Source organism: Campylobacter massiliensis (genome assembly GCF_014253065.1).
GTDB lineage: Bacteria > Campylobacterota > Campylobacteria > Campylobacterales > Campylobacteraceae > Campylobacter_A > Campylobacter_A massiliensis.
On the sequence record NZ_JACLZK010000002.1, the window covers coordinates 47,000 to 67,296 of the forward strand.

General features: G+C 48.6%; 23 protein-coding genes. 10 read left to right on the forward strand and 13 right to left on the reverse strand.

Annotation, left to right across the window (positions count from 1 at the left end; genetic code table 11):
• Window positions 1–6 precede the first annotated feature (6 nt).
• The gene (locus tag H7R39_RS06770) at window positions 7–1,014 is read left to right on the forward strand and encodes a ferrochelatase (protein ID WP_185898545.1); all 1,008 of its coding nucleotides are present in this window, start codon (window positions 7–9) and stop codon (window positions 1,012–1,014) included.
• Between the two features lie 429 nt (window positions 1,015–1,443).
• Here the strand turns inward: H7R39_RS06770 and queC are convergent, their stop codons facing one another.
• A complete protein-coding gene (queC, locus tag H7R39_RS06775) occupies window positions 1,444–2,118 on the reverse strand; it encodes a 7-cyano-7-deazaguanine synthase QueC (protein ID WP_185898546.1) in 675 nt (224 codons plus the stop codon).
• 484 nt (window positions 2,119–2,602) lie between these two features.
• On the opposite strand from queC, the gene ybeY reads away from it, so the two are divergent.
• The 4 genes from ybeY (at window position 2,603) to H7R39_RS06795 (ending at window position 5,637) form a co-directional block, all read left to right on the forward strand.
• Entirely contained in the window at window positions 2,603–3,019 is a 417-nt protein-coding gene (ybeY, locus tag H7R39_RS06780) for an rRNA maturation RNase YbeY (protein ID WP_185898547.1), read from the forward strand.
• Window positions 3,020–3,376: 357 nt separating this feature from the next.
• Complete coding sequence (locus tag H7R39_RS06785; RefSeq protein ID WP_185898548.1) at window positions 3,377–4,468, forward strand: metallophosphoesterase; 1,092 nt, start codon at window positions 3,377–3,379, stop codon at window positions 4,466–4,468.
• Window positions 4,465–5,265, forward strand: coding sequence for a phosphatidylserine decarboxylase (locus tag H7R39_RS06790; RefSeq protein ID WP_185898549.1), 801 nt, complete (start codon window positions 4,465–4,467; stop codon window positions 5,263–5,265). The genes H7R39_RS06785 and H7R39_RS06790 overlap by 4 nt, the downstream gene beginning before the upstream one ends.
• A 9-nt stretch (window positions 5,266–5,274) precedes the next feature.
• A complete protein-coding gene (locus tag H7R39_RS06795; RefSeq protein WP_185898550.1) occupies window positions 5,275–5,637 on the forward strand; it encodes a hypothetical protein in 363 nt (120 codons plus the stop codon).
• Between the two features lie 296 nt (window positions 5,638–5,933).
• Here H7R39_RS06795 and H7R39_RS06800 read toward each other — a convergent pair whose 3' ends face one another.
• The 12 genes from H7R39_RS06800 to folD form a co-directional block, all read right to left on the reverse strand.
• A complete protein-coding gene (locus H7R39_RS06800; protein ID WP_185898551.1) occupies window positions 5,934–6,671 on the reverse strand; it encodes a DNA alkylation repair protein in 738 nt (245 codons plus the stop codon).
• A 227-nt stretch (window positions 6,672–6,898) separates the two neighbouring features.
• Window positions 6,899–7,474: a hypothetical protein gene (locus H7R39_RS06805; protein ID WP_185898552.1), complete on the reverse strand. Its 576-nt coding sequence runs from the start codon at window positions 7,472–7,474 to the stop codon at window positions 6,899–6,901.
• Complete coding sequence (locus tag H7R39_RS06810) at window positions 7,464–8,882, reverse strand: tetratricopeptide repeat protein (protein WP_185898553.1); 1,419 nt, start codon at window positions 8,880–8,882, stop codon at window positions 7,464–7,466. Before H7R39_RS06810 ends, H7R39_RS06805 begins: the two co-directional genes overlap by 11 nt.
• A 461-nt stretch (window positions 8,883–9,343) precedes the next feature.
• Complete coding sequence (gene ychF, locus H7R39_RS06815; RefSeq protein ID WP_185898554.1) at window positions 9,344–10,447, reverse strand: redox-regulated ATPase YchF; 1,104 nt, start codon at window positions 10,445–10,447, stop codon at window positions 9,344–9,346.
• Window positions 10,447–11,898 carry a leucyl aminopeptidase gene (locus H7R39_RS06820; RefSeq protein ID WP_185898555.1) on the reverse strand — a complete coding sequence of 484 codons (1,452 nt, stop codon included), beginning with the start codon at window positions 11,896–11,898 and terminating at the stop codon, window positions 10,447–10,449. The genes ychF and H7R39_RS06820 overlap by 1 nt, the downstream gene beginning before the upstream one ends.
• The gene (locus H7R39_RS06825) at window positions 11,879–12,481 is read right to left on the reverse strand and encodes a DedA family protein (RefSeq protein ID WP_185898556.1); all 603 of its coding nucleotides are present in this window, start codon (window positions 12,479–12,481) and stop codon (window positions 11,879–11,881) included. The genes H7R39_RS06820 and H7R39_RS06825 overlap by 20 nt, the downstream gene beginning before the upstream one ends.
• Window positions 12,481–13,029 (reverse strand): adenine phosphoribosyltransferase, encoded by a 549-nt coding sequence (apt, locus tag H7R39_RS06830; protein ID WP_185898557.1) that lies wholly within the window; start codon window positions 13,027–13,029, stop codon window positions 12,481–12,483. The genes H7R39_RS06825 and apt overlap by 1 nt, the downstream gene beginning before the upstream one ends.
• Before the next feature lie 20 nt (window positions 13,030–13,049).
• On the reverse strand, window positions 13,050–13,379 hold the full coding sequence (locus tag H7R39_RS06835; protein WP_122862113.1) for a hypothetical protein: 330 nt from the start codon (window positions 13,377–13,379) through the stop codon (window positions 13,050–13,052).
• A complete protein-coding gene (rpiB, locus tag H7R39_RS06840) occupies window positions 13,376–13,816 on the reverse strand; it encodes a ribose 5-phosphate isomerase B (RefSeq protein ID WP_185898558.1) in 441 nt (146 codons plus the stop codon). The genes H7R39_RS06835 and rpiB overlap by 4 nt, the downstream gene beginning before the upstream one ends.
• 109 nt (window positions 13,817–13,925) lie before the next feature.
• A complete protein-coding gene (locus H7R39_RS06845) occupies window positions 13,926–14,576 on the reverse strand; it encodes a site-2 protease family protein (RefSeq protein ID WP_185898559.1) in 651 nt (216 codons plus the stop codon).
• Window positions 14,573–15,439, reverse strand: a complete 867-nt coding sequence (gene lepB / locus H7R39_RS06850) for a signal peptidase I (protein WP_185898560.1) — start codon at window positions 15,437–15,439, stop codon at window positions 14,573–14,575. Before lepB ends, H7R39_RS06845 begins: the two co-directional genes overlap by 4 nt.
• A 3-nt stretch (window positions 15,440–15,442) precedes the next feature.
• Complete coding sequence (gene folD / locus H7R39_RS06855; protein ID WP_185898561.1) at window positions 15,443–16,294, reverse strand: bifunctional methylenetetrahydrofolate dehydrogenase/methenyltetrahydrofolate cyclohydrolase FolD; 852 nt, start codon at window positions 16,292–16,294, stop codon at window positions 15,443–15,445.
• A gap of 82 nt (window positions 16,295–16,376) precedes the next feature.
• Here folD and H7R39_RS06860 point away from each other — a divergent pair, with 82 nt between their 5' ends.
• The 5 genes from H7R39_RS06860 to H7R39_RS06880 are packed head-to-tail and all read left to right on the forward strand — an operon-like array spanning window position 16,377 to window position 20,268.
• Window positions 16,377–16,733, forward strand: a complete 357-nt coding sequence (locus H7R39_RS06860) for a c-type cytochrome (RefSeq protein WP_185898562.1) — start codon at window positions 16,377–16,379, stop codon at window positions 16,731–16,733.
• Window positions 16,730–18,145, forward strand: coding sequence for a glutamate-1-semialdehyde 2,1-aminomutase (hemL, locus tag H7R39_RS06865; RefSeq protein ID WP_185898563.1), 1,416 nt, complete (start codon window positions 16,730–16,732; stop codon window positions 18,143–18,145). Before H7R39_RS06860 ends, hemL begins: the two co-directional genes overlap by 4 nt.
• Entirely contained in the window at window positions 18,145–18,423 is a 279-nt protein-coding gene (locus H7R39_RS06870; RefSeq protein ID WP_185898564.1) for an AtpZ/AtpI family protein, read from the forward strand. Before hemL ends, H7R39_RS06870 begins: the two co-directional genes overlap by 1 nt.
• Complete coding sequence (locus tag H7R39_RS06875; protein WP_185898565.1) at window positions 18,420–19,082, forward strand: potassium transporter TrkA; 663 nt, start codon at window positions 18,420–18,422, stop codon at window positions 19,080–19,082. Before H7R39_RS06870 ends, H7R39_RS06875 begins: the two co-directional genes overlap by 4 nt.
• Window positions 19,072–20,268 carry an MFS transporter gene (locus tag H7R39_RS06880; protein WP_185898566.1) on the forward strand — a complete coding sequence of 399 codons (1,197 nt, stop codon included), beginning with the start codon at window positions 19,072–19,074 and terminating at the stop codon, window positions 20,266–20,268. The genes H7R39_RS06875 and H7R39_RS06880 overlap by 11 nt, the downstream gene beginning before the upstream one ends.
• Window positions 20,269–20,297: the final 29 nt, after the last annotated feature.

Consider the following 20,297-nt stretch of genomic DNA (forward strand, 5'->3'; position numbering starts at 1 on the left):
AACGGCGTGAATATCGAAAACCTAAGGCGCCTCATCAACGGCGAAGCGCTAAATAAACCGAGCGTCAGCGCCGTGGAGGGCTTTGCGTTTGAGAGTAAAAACGTGCGCCAAGGCTACGCCTACATCGGGCTTGGCGCAGGCGCGGACGAGATAGCCGCAGCCGTCGCAAACGGCGCCTATGCCGTACTCGTCGAGCAAAGATGCGAAGTTATCGATCCTGAAGTCGCTTTTATCAAGGTCGATAGCCTGAGCGCCGCGCTGATGCGACTGATGCGCTTTGAGGCCAGCTACAAAAATCTCAAATTTTGCTCCGTTAATCCCGTGCAAAAGGCCTTGCTCGCGCGTATGAGCCTAGGCAAAAATGCTGACGGCAACGCAGCTAGCTTGCTACCCGAGGATGCGACGCGACTTTTTATAAAGATAATGAAGGCGGGCGCGGGGGATCTGTTTTTCACAGACGATCTTAAAATTTTATCCAAGATCGCGCCGCTTTACGACACCGTTTTTAGCGACGTGGACGCGGTTTGCGCGCAGGGCGGCTCGCTGTTTGCCTCTAGCGTCGTTTGCGAGGGCGTTTACTATCCAAACTTAAATTTTCCTAAAGTTTTCACGCACTATCTTTGCGGACTTTTGAGGTATCTGATCCGCGCGGGCTTTTCTTTTAAGCTCGGCGACACGCGAAATTTAGGGCACTTTGAGCCTGTTTTTATAAATAAAAACTTTCGCGTCGTGCCTTTTGGCGCGAGCTCTCAGGCCTTTATTGCCGAGTGCGACGATGAGCTTTTTGATATGGAGGCGGCATTTTTAGCACGAAATTTTAGTGGCGGTATCAAGATCTGCGTGCCGGAGGATTTTGCGGGAAGCGCGGCTGCCACGATGAGATTTAGGGAGCTTGCCGAGCTAAAAAATCTTTCAAATTTTCACTACGCACTCGTTAAATGCCAAAAAGAGGATCTTGAAGCGATGTTAAATTTGAGCTCGCCAGAGCCTGATTTGTTTGGCGAAATTTTATAATAATCTCAAATTTAGCGCGTATTTTCGCCTTTGTCTGCCGCAAATTTGATCTAATTTTTAAGCCATTCGCTTTCTAGCCGCAAATTTGCCGATAAATTTGACGGGAAAATGCGTAAATCAGTAGAACTTGCCCTGCGAGTTTTTAGGCAAAGCGTGCAACTAGTGCTCCCATTGTGAGGCATACCGCGGTCGCTTTGCTTAGGCGGATGGCGTAGCAGTGCAGATGTGAGAGTATTTAAAGTAGGCGTTTTGTTTTCCGTCCTTAAAAGCGGATATTGCCAAAAACACCTTACGTCTAAAATTCGTAAAACCGACGTCGCAACCCAATTTGCCAAACAAAAACGGCGGTAGAGCGTTCGTAGCATTTTGGCAGATAAATTTTATTTTGCGCTAAATTTGTGGACGGGTCCATGCCGATTTTTAGAAATTTTATTTTAAATTTACGTATTTTATCCTATCTTTTTCGCCTGCAAGCTCAAATCCTCGTAGTCTTAGGCGGCAGCTGTCGCATTCGCCGCAAGCCTCGTCCTCGCGCTCGTAGCAGCTCCACGTTAGCTCCAGCGGCGAGCCCGCCTCAATCGACTTTTGCACGATGTCAGCTTTGCTTAAATTTACTAGCGGAGTGACGATGCGCAGGCTAAAGTCCTTTGAGGTGCCGGCATTTACGGCGCTTTCTATCTTGCCGATAAAATCCGCCGTGCAGTCGGGGTAGCCCGAGCCGTCCTCCTCGACGATGCCGATATATAGTGCCTGCGCGCCTTCTTTTTCGGCTAGCGCGGCGGCGATAGAGATAAAGATGCCGTTGCGAAACGGCACGTAGGTGCTAGGGGTGTCGGGCTTGGCGCCGTCTTTGCGGATGGCTAGGCTCTCGTCCGTTAGTGCGTTGCCGCCGATGCTTGCTATAAAACTAGCGTCTAAATTTACCTTTTTTAGCGCGCCGATACGCTCGCAGATCTGCTCAAACGCTAGCTTTTCGCGCTTCATCGTGCGCTGTCCGTAGTCAAAATGCAGCGCGATGATCTCGTAGCCTGTGCGTTTGGCGAGGACAGCGCAGAGGGTGCTGTCCATGCCGCCGCTCATTATACAAACCGCTTTCTTTGCCATTTTTATCCTTTTCTTGTTTGCTCGTCTTTTTGGTTTATACTTCGTTGGATTTAAATTTTACTCGGTCACTACCGACTGGGTAGCTCCCATCGTAAAATTTAAATCCGTCTCGTCTAAACGCAAAAATACTTCGCGTTTTACGTTAAATTTTGGAGTCAAATTTGTAAATTCTAGCTTTAAATTTTACTCGCCGAGACCCGCACCCTGAAAATGTTAAATTTCGTCTCTAAAAATTTTTTAAAATTTTACGACCGAAAAGCTTTCGCCTCCAAATTTCGTGCTAAGCGTTAGTGAAGCCGAAATTTGGTAGGTAACTGCTTTGAGCGAGTGAAATTTTAAAAATTTGGGCATTAGAGTTTTTAAAATTTTATACAAAGCGAGTCAAATTTGACGCCGATGTCGTTTGTTACAAATTTGGCTTTATTAAATTCGACCGAAATTTTCGCTAAAATCATACTCAAATTTTACTAAAGGAAAGCCAAAAATGATACTTTGCGAGGACGATTATCCGAGGATTTTGGATCAAATTTGCGACTATTTGACCGCGGGCGAAGTGGAGCTTAGCTTTGTGGACGCCGAGGAGATGAAGGAGATAAACGTCCGCGAGCGCGGCATCTATGAGACTACGGACGTGCTGAGTTTCCCGCTTGAGATGCAGCTACACGCGCCGCTTGGCTGTATCGTGATAAACACTGAGCTAGTCGCCGCCAAAGCCGCCGAGCTAGGCCACAGTGAGGATGACGAGACGGCGCTACTGTTCACGCACGGACTGCTTCACGTGCTAGGCTACGATCACGAGAGCGACGCTGGCGAGATGAGGGCAAAGGAGTGCGAGGTGATCGAGAAATTTAGCCTGCCAAAGAGCCTCATCGTGCGAACACAGGATGCGGGCGAAGAATAGGCAAAAATCTCGGTAGCTTCGTAAAGGCGCGGGTTATGCCGAGCGCAAAAATAAGCGCGGCGATAAAATTTGGATTAGCTGCCTGCTAAAATGCGTTTTAGGCAGCCCGTAAAATCAAATTTGCATTTTGGCGTCGTGAATCAACGCGGAGTTACGCGCTAAATTTATCCAAACAAGCTATCAAATTTACCCTCCGCCCGCACTGATATCGTCGCGTAAAAAAAGACGTTTCTCGCACACGCTTTGCCTCCGCGTTTAAATTTCCTCAAATTTGCCGCGCACAGTGGTTAGATATTTAATAATTTTGGCTAAATTTACGAAATGTTTTATGTTCTATCGTCTTTAATCATCATTTTTATGAATTACGTTTCTTACCGCGGGCTTTTTGCCGATGCCGCGCTCAGGCCGCTTGCCGCGCATAAAAGGGCGCTTGGGCTGTTTTTCCTGACGCTTGCCATCGGCGGCGTCGCGCTGGCTTTTTCGCTGCGGTTTAACTTTTTGGGGCCGAGCCTTCGCATCGCCTGTTCGCTGATGTTGGCGCTGACGTTTATTATCTTTTCGTTCGTGCTTTTTACGAACGTCGTCGCCTTTGCCGTCCGTCCCGTAACTAAGCGCGCGTTTAGCGAGAGCAGGCGTAAATTTTTGCGTCTTTACCTCGACGTCACAATACTTATTTTGGCGTTTAGCTACTTTTTTAGAGGTATCTTTAACGCCGTAAAATTGCCCGAAGTAAAAGCCCAAGATATCGAGATAAAGGGGCTAAAGGGCGAGTTAAAAATCGCGGTTTTAACAGATATTCATCTAGGCGATTTTTTGGGGGCGGACTTTGCGCGGGCGGTAACTAGACGCGTAAACGAGCTTGACGCCGATGCAGTCGCGATCGTGGGCGATATCGCCGACGTGAAGCCGCACCGTTTGGCCGAGTTTATCGCGCCATTTAACGAGCTAAAGAGCAAATACGGCACCTTTTACGTGCCGGGCAACCACGAGTACTATAACGGTATCGACGGCACGATAAAAGTTATCCGCGAGACGACGAATTTTAAAATTTTAGGCAACGAAAACGCGCGAGTGGGCGGGGTAAATTTAGCCGGAGTTTATGATATCATCGGTTTAAGGTTTAAAGCGTACGAGCCCGATCTAGTCGCTGCTCTGGACGGTCGCGACGTAAATTTGCCCACCGTTTTGCTCGCCCATCAGCCTAAATTTTTAAAATACATGGACGAAAGCGCGCCCGTGGATCTAGTGGTGAGCGGACACACGCACGGCGGGCAGATTTTTCCGTTTTCGCTGCTGGTAAGGCTCGATCAAAAATACGTCGCCGGGCTATACCGCGCGAACAAAAATACGCAAATTTACGTTAGCCGAGGCGCCGGGTTTTGGGGGCCGCCGGTGCGCGTGATGGCGCCTAGCGAGATTTCGTTATTAAGACTAAAAGGAGTTGTATGAGGGGACTTATTTCTAGGATATTTGGGTTTGTAGCGGCGGTTAAATTTCCGAGATTTTTGCAAACTTTTATCAATGAAAAATACGTAAGCGGCTTTAAAATCGACATGAGCGAGTTTAAGCAGCCTAGAGAGTATGAGAGCCTGACGGCGCTTTTTACCCGCGAGCTACAGCGTCCGCGAGATTTCGACGTTTCGCCGCAGGCTTTCATCAGTCCTAGCGACGGCACGTGCCTGGAGCGCGGAGTTAGCAAGGAGCTAAAAGCGATCAGCGTCAAGGGGCACAAGTACGGTATCGCGGAGCTTCTCGGAGATAGCATGGAGCGTTCGGAGCGAGACGCCGAGCTAGAGTACGTAAATATTTATCTTAGCCCGCGCGACTATCACCGCTATCACGCGCCTTGCGATATGAGGATTTTATCCGCGCTATACGTGCCGGGCGAGCTATACAGCGTGGCTGTTAGCGCGCTGCTAAAGGTGCCAAATCTTTACGCCAAAAACGAGCGCGTGGTGCTAAAATGCGAGCTTGCAAACGGCAAAAAGATGTGGCTGGTCTTTGTCGGCGCGCTAAACGTGGGCAAGATGAAATTTGACTTTGACGCGCGCATACAGACTAACGCCTGCGCCGGCAACGTCGCGCTCTACGAATACGAAAATTTAAATGCGAAAAAGGGCGAGCAGCTGGGGATGTTTGAGTTGGGCTCGACGATCCTCATCCTTAGCGAGCAGGGCGCGGTCAAATTTGATCTAGCGGCCGAGCAAAAGCTAAAATACGGCGACAAAATAGGAACTATCAACTAAGGAGGCGCAATGGGAACGCAGCTAGTCGAACAAAACGAGCTAAAAGAAACGCTAGAGCTAAAAGAGCGTATAGAAAACAACACCGTCGTCGAACTCTGGGAAAACAGCGAGGACTACGAGCGCCTGGCTAACGCGACGCGCAAGACCATGCGCTACATCAACGACGAGCAGATAAAGAGCTTTGCCAATGCGCTAAATCAAACGAACGAAAAGATCTTAAATTTGACCTTTGAGGGCGTGAAAAAGCATCACGAAAAGAAATTTGAGCAGATCAGAAAAAAGCAGAAAATCTACGTCGCTTCGGCATTTGCGGGCGGCGTTTTGATCGGTGCTTTAGCGGTTTGGATAGCGTTTAGGATTTTTGCGGGATAGATTTGGTTTTAGACTCGGCCGCTTGCGATGCCTGCACGCCGACCCGTTTTTATGTTGCGCGGTTTTGCCTGCTAAATTTGGGCGTTTAGCTTTAAATTTAATCACGGCGGCTTTTAAAATTTGCGTATCGCTTTGGGGGGGGGTGGGGTCAAATTTGAGCTTATATTTTGGCGAGCCAACCATTAAGCTTGTATCTACTTGTTGCACATCGTCTATCAAGCGCGTTTGCTTCTTAAATTTTATAAAAATTAAAACCCCAAATTTAACCGCCCCTAGCTTGCGTATCTGCGCCAAGACTAAATTTTTATCTTCCTCGTCGCGTGACGGATGATTTGCTGCGTATTTTTGTTTTGCGAGCTTTGCCAGCGCAGGAGCAGCTCCTTTGCGGCGGCGAAATTTACCTTTAGATAGTCGGCGACGTTATTTGCGACCGAGCGCTGTACGAAGCGCACCTCGTCCTCTTTAAGTACCTCCAGCACCGCAAAAACGGGGCGCGGATTGCTGATGAAAAGCTCTAGCTTGCTAGCCCACGGCAGCTTTGGTCGCAGACCCTCCGACGCTAGCCTACGCAGGTGGAAATTTGACGAGCGCGCCCACCGTGTCATGGTTTTTAGCGAGTCTTGCGGGTATTTTTTGATAAAGGCGCGCACCGCGTACTCGCCAGTGCCGCGCTTCGTGATTTCCCTGATCGTGCCCATAGAGGTCTCAAAGTCGTCTAGGCCGTAGATTTCGACGTATTTTGCCAGCGGCAAAGTCCAGTAAAAGTGCTTAAACATGCCCGTTTCGTTCGGGTTTTCCTCGCCCAAAATCGCGACCAAAATCTCCGCCGCGCGCTTAAAATCCGGCGGCAAAAGTTCATTTAGCGCGTTTGCGTGCGCTAAAATCCTTTGCGAATAACCGAGACTCGGCGTACTCTTTGCGATTTGCCCACAGTAGCTCTGCGCGTCAAATTTAGGATAAACCGCCTTTATCTTTTGCGATAAAATTTGCGCTAAATTTTCTCCGAAATATACCGCCAGTCCGCCGTTTTCCATATTTTTCCTTTGGGTAGTTTTATCTAGCCTTTAAGCAGGCATGAATAGTAAATTTGTCGCCTAAAACCAGGCGGCGTTAAATTTGCAGCCGTTACGCTCGTCAAATTTGACCGCCTGCGCAAGCAAAGCGTCAAATTTGTTGCAGTTTATGGGCTAAATTTTAAAAATTAGTCCGTAAAAGTGGCGTTAAATTTAGCAAAAACTAAAAATAACGCCCGAAAGTAAATTTATTTACACTCGACCTGCGGCATCTGCGCTAAAAATATCGGCATTTTTTGCTTGATTAGCGTGTGAAATTTGCTTCTATCCGCGATATTTAGAAACTTTAGCGCGTAGTGCGTTACCCTAAGCCCACAGTTAAGGCTCTTGACGTGGATTAGATTGATCTCGTAGTTGTCAAAATCGGGGTTGCCCGCGATCGGATAGTAGATCGTGTAAGCTTGATACTCTTTATCGTTTATGGACTTAAAATCATACTCCGCTTTGCCGAACTGCCCGCTTTTTAGCGCGGTCATAAAGGTCCTTTGGTATTCGTTGATATCGGCGTTTTCATCGACGGTGACGCTCACTAGCTTGGTCCATTTAAAGCCCACTTTTTCATTAGGTAGATAAAACTCAGCCGTTCTTGCGTTTTTTTGCTTTAAGACGAATTTTTCGCCGTCTATGGCCACTTCGTTTGGTAGATTTACGCTATCTAGCGCGCTTTTTGGTAGCTCTATCTGCGTGGTTCTAGGCTGGGTGCAGCCGCCTAAAAATAGACAAACGGCCGCAACGGCGGCAAATGAAACTTTTTTAAAACTCATGTTTTTCTCCTTTATTAGTTGATTTTTTAAACTCCATGCACTTTTTAGCTAGCCCCGCCTCGCACTCTTTTTCGTGCAGCTTTTGCGCCTTTTGGCGTAGCGCGGCGGCTTGTTTTTTGTCGCTACTTTCAAGACGGCGCGCTAGATTTAGGCACCCGCGTGCATCGCCGGCTTCGCAAGCCTCGCGAAAAAGGCTATCGGCTTCGTTTTCGTCCGCTTTTACCACTTCGCCTACGCCTCTTTCGTAGATCGCGCCTAGATTCGTGCAGGCCGGTTTTAGCCCATTGTAGCAGGCGATCCCGTAAAAACTAAAGGCTTTTGCTACATCTTGCGGCGCGTTCGTGCCCTCAAAATACGCGTCCGCTAGGCTCTCGCAGGCATCCGGCCGCCAAAGCAAGCAGGCCTTTTCAAAAAGCTCCAGCGCGCGCGGAACGTCCTTTTTTGCGCCGCGTCCCCGAGATAGCATCTCGCCAAGCTCGGCGCAAGAAGCTCCAAAGCCGCCTTCGCAGGCCTTATCGTGAAATTTGACCGCCAGCTCGCTATCTTGCCGCGCTCCGCCGAGCCCCTTTGCGTAGAGCTCTCCTAGCGCCGCGCAGCCGTTTACTACGCCTCTATCGCACGCCTCTTTGCCGAGCTTGTAGGCTACTTCAAACTGCCCGCTTTGATACTGCGCCCAGCCGCCGTATAGCTCGTCCAGACACTCGCTGCCGCTGCATTTGTAGGCATTTGCGGCGCAGGCCTTGTCGTAGTAGGATCTAGCGGCCTTGATATCCTGCGCAAAACCCGCCTCGCCGTCCTCGTAAAGCCTACCCAAAGCTTCGCACGCTTCATAAATTTTACCCTCGCAGGCAAGCGAGTAAAATTTGAGCGCGTTTTTCGAGTTTTTCGCGGCTTCGTCGTTTTTGCCCATTACGCCGTCCGCGTACATGCCGCCTAGATAGTAGCAAACTACGGCGTATCCGCGCTCGCAGGCCTTTACGTAGAGGTCTAGCGCCCTACTTTCATCCGGCGCGACGCCGCTGCCCGCTTCGTAAATTTGAGCTAGATTATAGCAGCTTAAACCAAATCCTTTTTCGCAGGCTTGTTCAAAAATCGCGGCGGCTTTAGCATGTTCGCCGCTATTTTGGTGTAGCGAGGCTAGGCTGTCGCAGCCTCTTAGCTCGCCCGCGTCGCAAGCTTTTTGGTAAAATTTACCGGCTTTTTCGTCATCTTGCTTTACGCCTCTGCCGCTTTGGTATAAAAACCCAAGCCTTACGCAGCCGCGCGCCTCGCCCGATTCACACGCTTTTTGCCAAATTTGAGCCGCCGTTTGTTCATCGCCCGCATCGTAGGCGCCTTGAGCTTCGTCCGTCAAATTTGCGAGGGCGAAATTTAGAGCAACAAGTAGTAGCAAGAGCTGTTTTATCATCGCGCTCCTTTGTTAAATTTTACTAGCTTTATTTTTCTCAAATTTAACCTATTTTGCTTCTTTGTAGAGTTTGTATACTGCTGTCGATAGGTCGTAACATCTGGACGCGATGCCTAAGTAGTGCGACGATGCGCTAAAACTACGCAATCTTGGTGTCCTTGAATATCATTTGTGTATGGAGTAAATTTAATACAGTTACGCAAACGGCTATGATCTTTTTCAAATTTTTCCTTAAATTTAGCGCGAGTCAAATTTGAGCTAGAAAGCCCGCGCCGAGCTAAATTTAACCGCATTTTTAAGACTAAAATTTTATGGCGCGGTTACTAGAGTAGCCAAGACGCCGATGCAAAAATTTATCTTGCCCGTGCTTAGGCTCGTAAGCTACGCGGCAATAAAGAAAAGGCGGTCAAATTTAGCCAAGAACCGCTTGGTTAGCAAAGCTAAATTTGACCGATTTATGCTTAAACGTTAAATCTAAAATGCATCACGTCGCCGTCTTGAACGACGTAGTCCTTGCCCTCTAGGCGCATTTTGCCTGCTTCTTTTGCCGGATTTTCGCCGCCGCACGCGATGTAGTCCTCGTAGCCGATGACCTCGGCTCTGATAAATCCTCGCTCAAAGTCGTTGTGGATGACGCTGGCGGCTTTTGGCGCTTTCCAGCCTTTTACGATCGTCCATGCGCGTACCTCGACGACGCCCGCGGTAAAGTAGCTGATCAAATTTAACTTCGCAAACGCCGTTTTGATGATCTTTTCTAGGCCGCTTTCGTTTGTGCCTAGTGAGCTTAGAAACTCATGCGCCTCTTCGTCGCTAAGCCCCACGAGCTCCTCTTCGATCTTGGCGCAGAGCTTGATAACCTCGTGTCCCGAGCGCGCCGCAAATTCGCGAAGTGCCTGCACGTATTTGTTATCCTCCGAGATACCGTCCTCATCTACGTTTGCGCCGTAGACGACCTCTTTTGCGCTGAGTAGCCTTAGCTCTTTATTTAAATTTATAAACGCGTCGTCGTCCTTGCCGCCGAAGCTGCTCGCGCTTTTGCCGTCATTTAGGTGAGCTAGCAGCGCATTTGCCGTCTCTAGCGCCTCTTTTGCGCCTTTTGCGTTTGCTTTGGCTTCGCGGGTTAGGCGCTCGATTTTTTTGTTTAGCTGCTCGATGTCGGCGAGGATGAGCTCGGTTTCGATGATCTCGACGTCTCGTACGGGATCGACGCCGCCTTCTACGTGCGTGATGTTTTCGTCCTCAAAGCAGCGCACGATGTGTAAAATCACCTCGGTTTCGCGGATGTTTGAAAGAAATTTATTTCCCAGACCCTCGCCCGCGCTCGCACCTTTTACGAGTCCTGCGATATCGACGAATTCGATAGTTGAGTATTGGATTTTATTTGGATTTACGATTTTGGCTAGCTCGCCTAGGCGCTTATCGGGCACCGGCACGACGGCTTTATTCGGCTCGATCGTGCAGAACGGATAGTTCGCGCTCTCGGCGTTTTGCGCTTTGGTTAGTGCGTTAAATGTGGTTGATTTGCCGACGTTTGGCAAGCCTACGATACCTACTGCTAGTCCCATTACAGCTCCTTTGCCATAGCGCATAGATAATAAAGATTCATTCGCACGCCCGCTCCCGTCGCGCCAGCCTGGTTATATCCCCAAGCTTTTTCGGTGTATGCGGGGCCTGCGATATCTTGGTGTATCCACTTGTCTTTAAATTCGTCTTTTATAAATTTATCGAGGAAAAGCCCCGCCGTGATCGCGCCGCCGTAACGGCTAGAGCCTGTGTTGCTGACGTCTGCGATCTGGCTTTTGATCAGCTCGCGCAAATGAGGGTTAAACTCTAAAATCGTATTTAGTTCGCCGCTTTTTGCTGCTTTTGCTTTAAATTCCGCTTTTAGCTCCTCGTTGTTGCCCATTATACCGCTTGTGTATTCTCCAAGTCCGACCACGCAAGCGCCAGTTAGCGTCGCCATGTCGATGAGGATATCGGGCTTAAAATCCTGCGCGTAGCTGAGGCAGTCTGCTAATACTAAACGGCCCTCGGCGTCGGTGTTTCGCACCTCAATACTAACTCCGCTGCGAGAGATCAGCACGTCGTCGGGTTTATAGGCGTTGCCGCCGATCATATTTTCGGTCGCGCCTAAAATAGCGTGAATTTCAAAAGGCAAATTTAGCTCCGCCGCACCTTTAATTATACCCATCGCCGCAGCTGCGCCGCTTTTATCGGCTTTCATGGTTAGCATATAATCAGCCGGCTTTAAGCTAAGCCCGCCGCTATCGTAGGTTAGTCCCTTGCCGACGAAGATTATGCGTTTTTTTGCGCCTTTTGGCTTATAGACAAGATGGATGAGGCGAGGCGGATGGACGCTGGCTTTGTTTACGGCCAAAAATGCGTTCATCTTTTCTTTTTCGAGGAATTTTTCATCGTAAATTTTGCAGCTTAAATTTGGATAATTTTTAGCTAGATTTTGAGCCTCTTCCGCCATTTTTTGCGGGGTGTAGATTTCAGGTATCTCGTTTACGATATCTTTGGTGAAATTTGTCGCCGAAGCGATTATCTCGCCGTGGGCAAAGCCGTCCTGTGCGTCGTTTTCGCGGACGTCCTCGCCGCTAAATTCCTCGTTGCTAAAAATAATATCTTTTAGCGCGTATTTTTCTTTTTTTTCTTTATACTTGTTAAATTCGTAAGCGCCTAGCAAAAAGCCCTCGGTTAGAGCCTGAAAGCTCATTTTCTGGCAGCCTGCGACGTATGAGGCTAGTTTTAGGCTTTTTACGTTTAGCGATTTTACGGCGTTATATGCTTTTGCCGCAGCTATGCGAAGCTCGTCGTAGCCAAGCTTACTAAGCGGAACGTAGATCCTGCCGCTTTCTAGTAAAAGCAAGACGCTCTCGCCTTTGTAGTTGGCAAATTTAAACGCCTTTTCGTCTTTTATAAATTTATGTTTCAGGTTTTTATCTACGACGAAAATCAGCTCCAAATCAGCCTTGATTTCGTTTAGTTTTTTATTAGTGAGTTGAAACTGCACTTCTGTGTCTCCTATCGTTTAAAATTTTATTTTCTATGCGCCTAAAGCCGTAGAGCAAAATGCCCAAAAATAGCGCTACTACCGGCACGGCGACGTACCAGTGCTCTTTTGCTTTGTGCAAGATATCAAGTATGTGCTCGCCGAGGATCCACGCGGGGATTATCGTTATCGCGGCCCAGCACCACGCACTTATTAGATTTATAAAGGCGTATTTTTTTGCGCTGTATCCGGTTAAGCCTATAGTCATCGGTATGATGACGCGAAAGCCGTACATATAGCGCTGGATAAAGATGATCGGCCAGCCGTATTTTTTCAGCATTATATGCGCGATGGCGAATTTGCGGCGCTGCGTGTGAAGTTTTTTGGCGATATTTTTTTTGTTGTAGCGGCCTAGATAAAAGTAAATTTGATCGCCGACAAAGCCGCCCAGACCTGCTACGAAGAGGGCCGGCGCGATATGCATATGCGTTTGATGAGAGAGGATGCCCGCCATTATGAGCGCCATTTCGCCTTCCATTATGCACCAGACGAATAGTATGATGTAGCCGTACTCGATGAGTAGTTTTGTAAAAAATTCTTCCATCATAGCTCCAAAATGCTGTAAATTTTAGTTAGCGGGCGTAAATTTGCGCTACCGCCAAGATCCTTTAAATCGATCAAAAAGCAGGCCTCTACGCAAACGGCGTTTGTTTGATTGATTAGCTCGACGCTAGCCTTAGCCGTGCCTCCAGTAGCGATTAGATCGTCTATTAAAAGCACTTTTGCGCCCGCTTTTTCGCCGAATGCATCAACGTGAATTTGCACTTCGTCTACGCCGTACTCTAGGCTATATTTTTGCGAGATCGTGATGTAAGGCAGTTTTTTAGGCTTTCTAATCGGCACGAAAGGTAGCCGCAGTCTAGCCGCCAAAGCCGCTGCGAATATAAATCCGCGCGATTCGATACCCGCGATAAAGTCGATATTAGCGCTCTCGTAGCGAGCGACGAGGTGATCGATTAAAAAATTAAACGCCTCTTTGTTGTTTAGCAGCGTCGTGATGTCGCGAAATACTATGCCCGGTTTTGGAAAATCGTTTATACAGCGGATGGAATTTAATAAAAATTCCTTCCCCGCTTTGTCTAGTTCTTTCATTTTTTGCCTTTAAATTTGATTTATAGTAGCGCTTCGATTTTGCCCTCTAGCTCGCGGATGCGCTGGCGGAGTTTGTCGTTTTCCAGGCGGTACTGCGAGTTTCTGGTGCGAAGGGCGTTGGCGTCGTTTTTGACTTTATTTAGCTCGTCTGTGAGGATGTCGATGTTGCCAAGACCGCGCTGTAGCTGGACTTGCAGCTTGCGGATGACGACTTCGGTATCTTGGAGATTATTTTTCATAAAATCGCGCGTCGTGCGCTCTTTTTTAAGCAAGGTTTTAAAGTAAAACACCATAACGGTGAGATAGATACAAATGCAGATCAAAACGGTAAGTACGAGCCAATCGGTCATTTCTCGCCTCCTAACTTTTTCACGCGTCTTTCGTGCCTGCCGCCTGCAAATTCGGTAGCGAAAAAGGCCTTTATCATATCTGCCGCGACCGCGTCGCCGATCGTTCTAGCGCCCATGGCTAGCACGTTTGCGTCGTTGTGTTCGCGGGCTAGTTTTGCCGTGGTGACGTCGTGACAGAGCGCGCAGCGAACGTGCGCATGGCGGTTAGCCGCGATACTGATGCCGATGCCCGTGCCGCAGATTAGCACGCCGTATTCGTTTTCGTGCTGCAAATTTTGCGCTAGAAGCTCGGCAAAATCGGGGTAATCTACGCTATCTTTGCTATGCGTTCCTAGGTCGCATACGCTAAAACCTTCGCTTTTTAAAAGCTCGCAAATTTGCGCCTTAAAATCAAAGCCCGCGTGGTCGCTCGCGATAAAAATTTTGTCTATTTTCATGAAATTTCCATAAGCTAAAAAATGCTTAATTATAGCAAAAAAGCATTAAAGTAAAATTTCGCCGCGAGCCTTTAGGAGCGAAATTTAGGCTAAATTTTAAATTCGCCGCTTATAAAAACATCCTCATGATAGTAACGGCATATCGTATCGGCTCGAAAAAATAATCTTTTAGCGGCGAGATCACGATGACAACTAGCGCGATAAAGCCGTATCTTTGCATGCTATTTAGCCAGTTTGCAGCGCCGTGAAGTCCGAAAATGCGCAAAAGATACTCAAGCGCCTTTGAGCCGTCAAGAGGCGGGATAGGGTAGAGGTTAAAGAGGGCTAGGACTAAATTTACGGCGGCGAGCATGAAAACAAACTCCGCTACCGAGCTATCAAAAAACCCAAAACCGATCAATTTAAACGCGCAAAACGCTAACGCGAAAAGAGCTAGGTTGTATGCGATGCCAGCAAGCGCGACGACTATAGCGGCCTTGTAGCCGCCGTTATAGAGCACCGTGCGTAAATTTATAGGTACCGGTTTAGCCCAACCAAACGTCACTCCGGTGCTAAGATACATGAGCGCGGGCACGACGATAGTGCCTAGCGGATCGACGTGTTTTATAGGATTTATGCTGAGCCGCCCCAAATTTTTGGCGGTTAAGTCGCCGAATTTAAACGCCGCATATCCGTGCGCGATCTCGTGCCCGACGACGGAGATAACGAGCACGGCGACTAGGATCGCTACCTGCGCGAAGTCGATGCTATCAAGGTTCATTCGATCTTGTTTCCGTCGTTTTTAGCTTCTGCTCTGGCGGCGTCTAGTAGCTCGGGCGAGTTTTGTATAAAATCCACGCTCTTACCGACCCTGTTCCATCTGATTTTGTATTCGTCGTCCCAGCTAAAATAGACAAACCAAGGCTTGCCGACGATATTTTTGTATGCCACGGGGCCCCAAAATCGGCTGTCGTTTGAGTGGTCGCGGTTGTCGCCGATCATGAAAAACTCGCCTTCGGGAACCTGAAAATAAAATGCGTTAAACGGATAGTTGCCTACGCTGGGTAGCTCGTTTACGATAACCGGTTGCATGGCGAATTTGCTCGAGTTTAGGTAGTTTACGGCTAGTTCAAATAAATTTACCTTCTCGTCGTAGTGGATGCCGCCGAATTTATAGGGCTCTTTGACGAAAAGTTTGCCGCCGAATTTAACGATATCTTTTTCGTCGAAATTTGCCTTTATAAACTCCTCGCCCTCGTGCGGGTGCAAAAATAGCGCTTTTTCCGTAAATATCACTTCATCGCCGCCGACTGCGAAATTTCGCTTGACGTAGTGGATCTTTTCATCGTGCGGATAGCGAAAAACCACGATATCGCCGCGCTGCGGCTTTGCTCCCTCGATGAGGTGGCCGTTACCGTTAAAATCGGGCAAAACCTTGACCTCTATCCACGGAATGCGCGGTGTCGAGATGCCGTAGCTAAATTTTTTAACGAAAAGATGATCGCCGACTAAAAGCGTGTCCTTCATCGAACCAGACGGTATCACGAAAGCCTGCGCGACAAAGAAAATCACGAGCAAGACGATGATGACCGTGCCCGTCCAGCTGTTTGAAAAATCTAAAAATTTATTAAACGCTTTTTTCAAAATTTATGCCTTTTTCGCGCGGTTTTTGGCTGATTTTATGGTGTTAGAGAGCAGCATCGCGATAGTCATCGGACCTACGCCTCCTGGAACCGGAGTTATAAACGAGCATTTGGGCGCTACCTCGTCAAATTTGACGTCGCCTTTTAGCTTGCCGTCGTCCATGCGGTTTATGCCTACATCGATTACGACGGCGCCCTCTTTTACCATACCCGCCGTTACGAAATCAGCCCTACCGATAGCGGCTACCAGGATGTCGGCGTCCGCGCAAATTTCTTTTAAATTTCGTGTTTTGCTATGCGTCACGGTTACGGTCGCATTGGCGTTTAGCAGTAGATTTGCCATCGGTTTTCCCACGATGTTGCTACGTCCGATCACGACGGCGTTTTTGCCCTCTAAATTGATATCGTACGCTTTAAAAATTTCCATTATGCCTAGCGGCGTGCACGGCACGAAGCCGTCAAGCCCGCTAGCTAGCTTGCCGACGTTTATCGCGGCAAATCCATCCACGTCTTTTTCGGGGCTTATGGTTTCTAAAATTTTATTCGTATCTATGTGTTTTGGTAGCGGCAGCTGCACTAGGATGCCGTCGATGCCGTCGTCTAAATTTAGCACGTCTATTAGCGCAATTAGCTCGCTTTGCGTCGTAGATTCGGGCAAGCGGTGCATTACGCTTTTTATCTCGCAGGCTATGCAGGCTTTTTCTTTTGCCGCGACGTAGGTTTGGCTGGCTTTATCCTCGCCCACCAGTATCACCGCGAGCGCAGGCTCTATGCCTTGATTTTTCAAATTTAGCGCTTCGTTTTTTACTCTTTCTTTTACCTGCGCGCTTACGTTTTTGCCGTCTAATATCGTCATTTTCGTCCTTTATTACTTTTTAATCGCAAAGATTGTATGATAGCTAATTTTAGATTAAATTTACGAAAAAGCGAAAGAATTTATGAAAATTTGGCTGATTTTAGGGCTACTTTGCGGCGCAGCGTTTGCGAGCGATTTTATCACGAAAAACGAATACGCAAAGATGCTCTATCAAAACCCGCGCGGCATCGGCTGCGACAAGTGTCACGGCAAGGGCGGCGAGGGTTCGCTCATATCAAAATATAGACATTTTGATAAAAAAACGAAGCAGGTCATCGACGACGAGCTAAGAGCGCCTCGGATAAACAATCTTGATTTTGAGACGTTTAAAGAGGGCGTACTAAGCGCAAAAAGCGTGATGCCTAGCTACTTTCTAACCGACGAAGAGATAAATTTACTTTACGAATACGTTATAAATTTCAACAAGGATAAAAAATGACGAACAAAGAAGCTTTTGGACTGGCGAAAATTTATATCCCGGGCGGCGTGGATTCGCCCGTTCGCGCGTTTGGCAGCGTCGGCGGCGAGCCTTTTGTAGTAGATCGCGGCGAGGGCGCGTATCTAGTCGATATCGAGGGAAACCGCTATCTGGACTTCATCCAGAGCTGGGGACCGCTTATCTTCGGTCACTGCGACCCCGATATCGAGAGCGCGGTGATAGCGACGGCTAAAAAGGGACTAAGCTTTGGCGCTCCGTCAAATTTAGAAACGAGGCTAGCTAAACTAATCTGCGACGAGTTTAAAAACGTAGAAAAGGTGCGCTTCGTAAGCTCGGGCACCGAGGCCACTATGAGCGCGATACGCGTAGCGCGCGGCTTTAGCGGTAAGGACGGACTCATAAAATTTGAAGGCTGCTACCACGGGCACAGCGACGCGCTTTTGGTAAAGGCAGGTAGCGGCGCGACCACCTACGGCAACGCATCTAGCGGCGGAGTACCGGCGGACGTGGTGAAAAACACGTATCTAGCGCGCTATAACGATATAGAAAGCGTGCGAGCGATATTTGAGGCAAATAGAGGCAAAATCGGCGCGCTGATAATCGAGCCGATCGCGGGAAATATGGGGCTCGTGCCTGCTGATAACGAGTTTTTGAGCGAGCTTAGACGCCTTTGCGACGAAAACGGCGCGGTTCTGATATTTGACGAGGTCATGAGCGGATTTCGAGCGAGCAGACACGGATCGTTCGAATTTAACGGTATCGAGGCCGATCTAGTGACGTTTGGTAAAGTTATCGGCGGAGGCTGCCCGGCGGCTGCGTTTGGCGGAAAGTCTGCCATCATGGACTGCCTAAGTCCCGAAGGCGCCGTATATCAGGCCGGTACGCTAAGCGGCAATCCCGTAGCTATGGCCGCAGGCATCGCAAGCCTAAGTAAAATTTTTGCCGACAACGAGCTTTATGACCGCCTAAACAAGCTAGCCGTGCTATTTGCTCACGGACTAAAAAGCGTCGCCACGAAGCACGGCATCGCTCTGCAAACGACGGTGAGAGGCTCGATGTTTGGATTTTTCTTTACGGCAAACGAGGTCAAAAACTACGACGACGCGCTAAAAAGCGACGTTAAACTTTACGCTAAATTTCACGCCAAAATGCTTAAAAAAGGCGTTTATCTAGCGCCTAGCCAGTTTGAGACGGGCTTCATCTGCGACGCGATGAGCGAGGACGATATCAAATTTGCCGTTAAGGCCGCGGACGAGAGCTTTGCCGAGATAGCTGCGGAGAGCGCTAGCGAGAACGAGGAGATGCGCGAGGTAAAAGCAAGGATCGCCGATCTGGAAGAGCGTCTAAAAGAGGCTAGAAAAGAGCGCGAAGCGATACAAGAGCGCATGAAAAATAGCTGGGGATTTGCCTAATGGCGAAGATAAATTTAGGCGACGTCGTAAAGGGCGCCGAGCAGCTAAGCCTGGGCATATCTATCGTCGTAGCGCTTGCTATCGGGGCCGGGTTTGGCTACTGGGCGATGAAGGAAACCGGCTGGACGTGGACGCTGTTTGCGGGCGTCGCCGTGGGCATCGCCGCAGCCGCGCTAAACGTCAAAAAGGCCTACGACGCGCAGATAAAAAGCCTTGACGAACTAAAAGACAAAGGTAAATTTAAACCCGCGAAAGACGATGACGAGGACGATGAGTGAATTTTAAGCTCCTTGCCGTTTACGGCGCGTTTGAGGCCTTGCTATTGCTGGGCTCGGCGGTGTTTGGCCGCGCGTGGTTTTACAGCTCGCAGGTCGCGTTTGCGGGCTCGCTTTTGGTGCTGGCGGCGACCTTTAGAGCCTATAAAAAGCGCGTAGAAAACGGCGTGCGAGACTATGACGCCTCCGCGGATGACGATATAGACGAGTGGGGCGAAAATCACGAGGAGTTTCCCGACCGCCCTGTGGAGGCTAAATTTGACGAGCATGACCCGCGCCGCGAAGATACTAAGCGTCTAGATGAGTTAAATTTAAACGACGAAAACGAGCGGGCTAAATTTGACGAGCAAAATTTAAGTGACGCAGACCAAAGCGGTGGTTTAAATTTAAGCCTGGCAAACGAGTCAAATTTGAGCAAGTCAAATCAAAATAGCGAAACTAAGCCCTCAAAAAAGCAAAATTTCGCGCGTAATTTAAAGCAAAATTCGCCCAACTACTTCACCGCTTTCGTGCCTTTTCGGCTGATCGCGTATGCGGTTTTGGTCGTCGGATTTTTGGCGCTAAAAAGACAAGACAACCTTGATATCGCCGCGTTTTTGATTGCGCTTGCGGCGATGCCCGCGGGCGCTTTGATATATGGAGTAAAAAGCAATGAGAAATAGCTCGATAATAACGATCAGATCGATGTTTGCACTATTTGTGGGGATGGCGTTTTTGTTTGTGGGAAACGGCCTCATCATCAGCTCTGCGGGCGTCGAACTAAAAAAAATGGGCGCGGACGAGCTAGAAACGGGATTTGTCATCGCGGTATTTTTCGTTGGAGCTATGATAGCTACGATATTTTCACATAAAATCGTCTCAAAAGTCGGCCACATAAGAAGCTTTGGGATATTTGCGTCGCTTTTTGGTATCGCGGCGATGTTTCACGACCTTAGCCAAAATCTCTACTTTTGGGCCTTTTTGCGCGGGTGTTTGGGTTTTTGCTACTACTCGATTTTAATGATAATCGAAAGCTGGCTCAACGCGCGCGCTAGAAACGAAGTGCGCTCGCGAGTACTGGCATTTTACGAGATCACGTTTTACGTATGTTTTGGGCTGGGCATCCTCGTGCTATCGCTAAATTTATCCACTTCGCACGTGCTTTTGCTTAGTGCGGCGTTTATTTTGTTTTCGAGTATTCCTTTAAATTTAATCCGCATCAAAGAGCCGCCTATCCCCGAAAAAAAGAGCGTCTCGATCCCGAGGGTCTTTGCGCTCGTGCCTTTGGCGCTCATTACCAGCATCGTAGCGGGCATCCTCATAAACGGCTTTTTTACGATGGCTAGCGTTTATATCCTGCTGCAAGGATACGGCGCGAGGGAGGTTTCGTTTTTTATGACCGTCGCGATGGCGGGCGGCTTTATCGCCCACTCTCTCATCGGCGGTTTTTCGGATAAATTCGGTCGCCGCCCCGCGATAATGTGCTGCGCGGGCGTGTCTCTATTTGCGGCTATTTGTTTTTTGGCGCTTAAGCCCTCTATCTACGCACAGTACGTTTTGTCGTTTTTTTTGGGTTCTGGCGCTTTTTGCCTCTACGCGTTATCGCTTGCTCGCGCCAACGACGTTTTAAAGCACAAAAATCAAGGCATCGAAGTAGGGCGCGCCGTACTTTTTAGCTACTCTTTCGGCTCGCTTCTTTCGTCCGTGATAATGGGCGCTAGCATGCAAATTTTAGGCTTTGACGGCTTTATGTGGGTTTACGTGGCGCTGCTTGCGTTTCTCATTGCGTTTTGCTTCACGCAAAAAACCGTTCCGCTTGAAAGCAGAAGCGACTTTGAACATAGTCCCGGCACGATGGCAAATAGCTAATGAAAATCTCAAATTTGACGATATAGCCG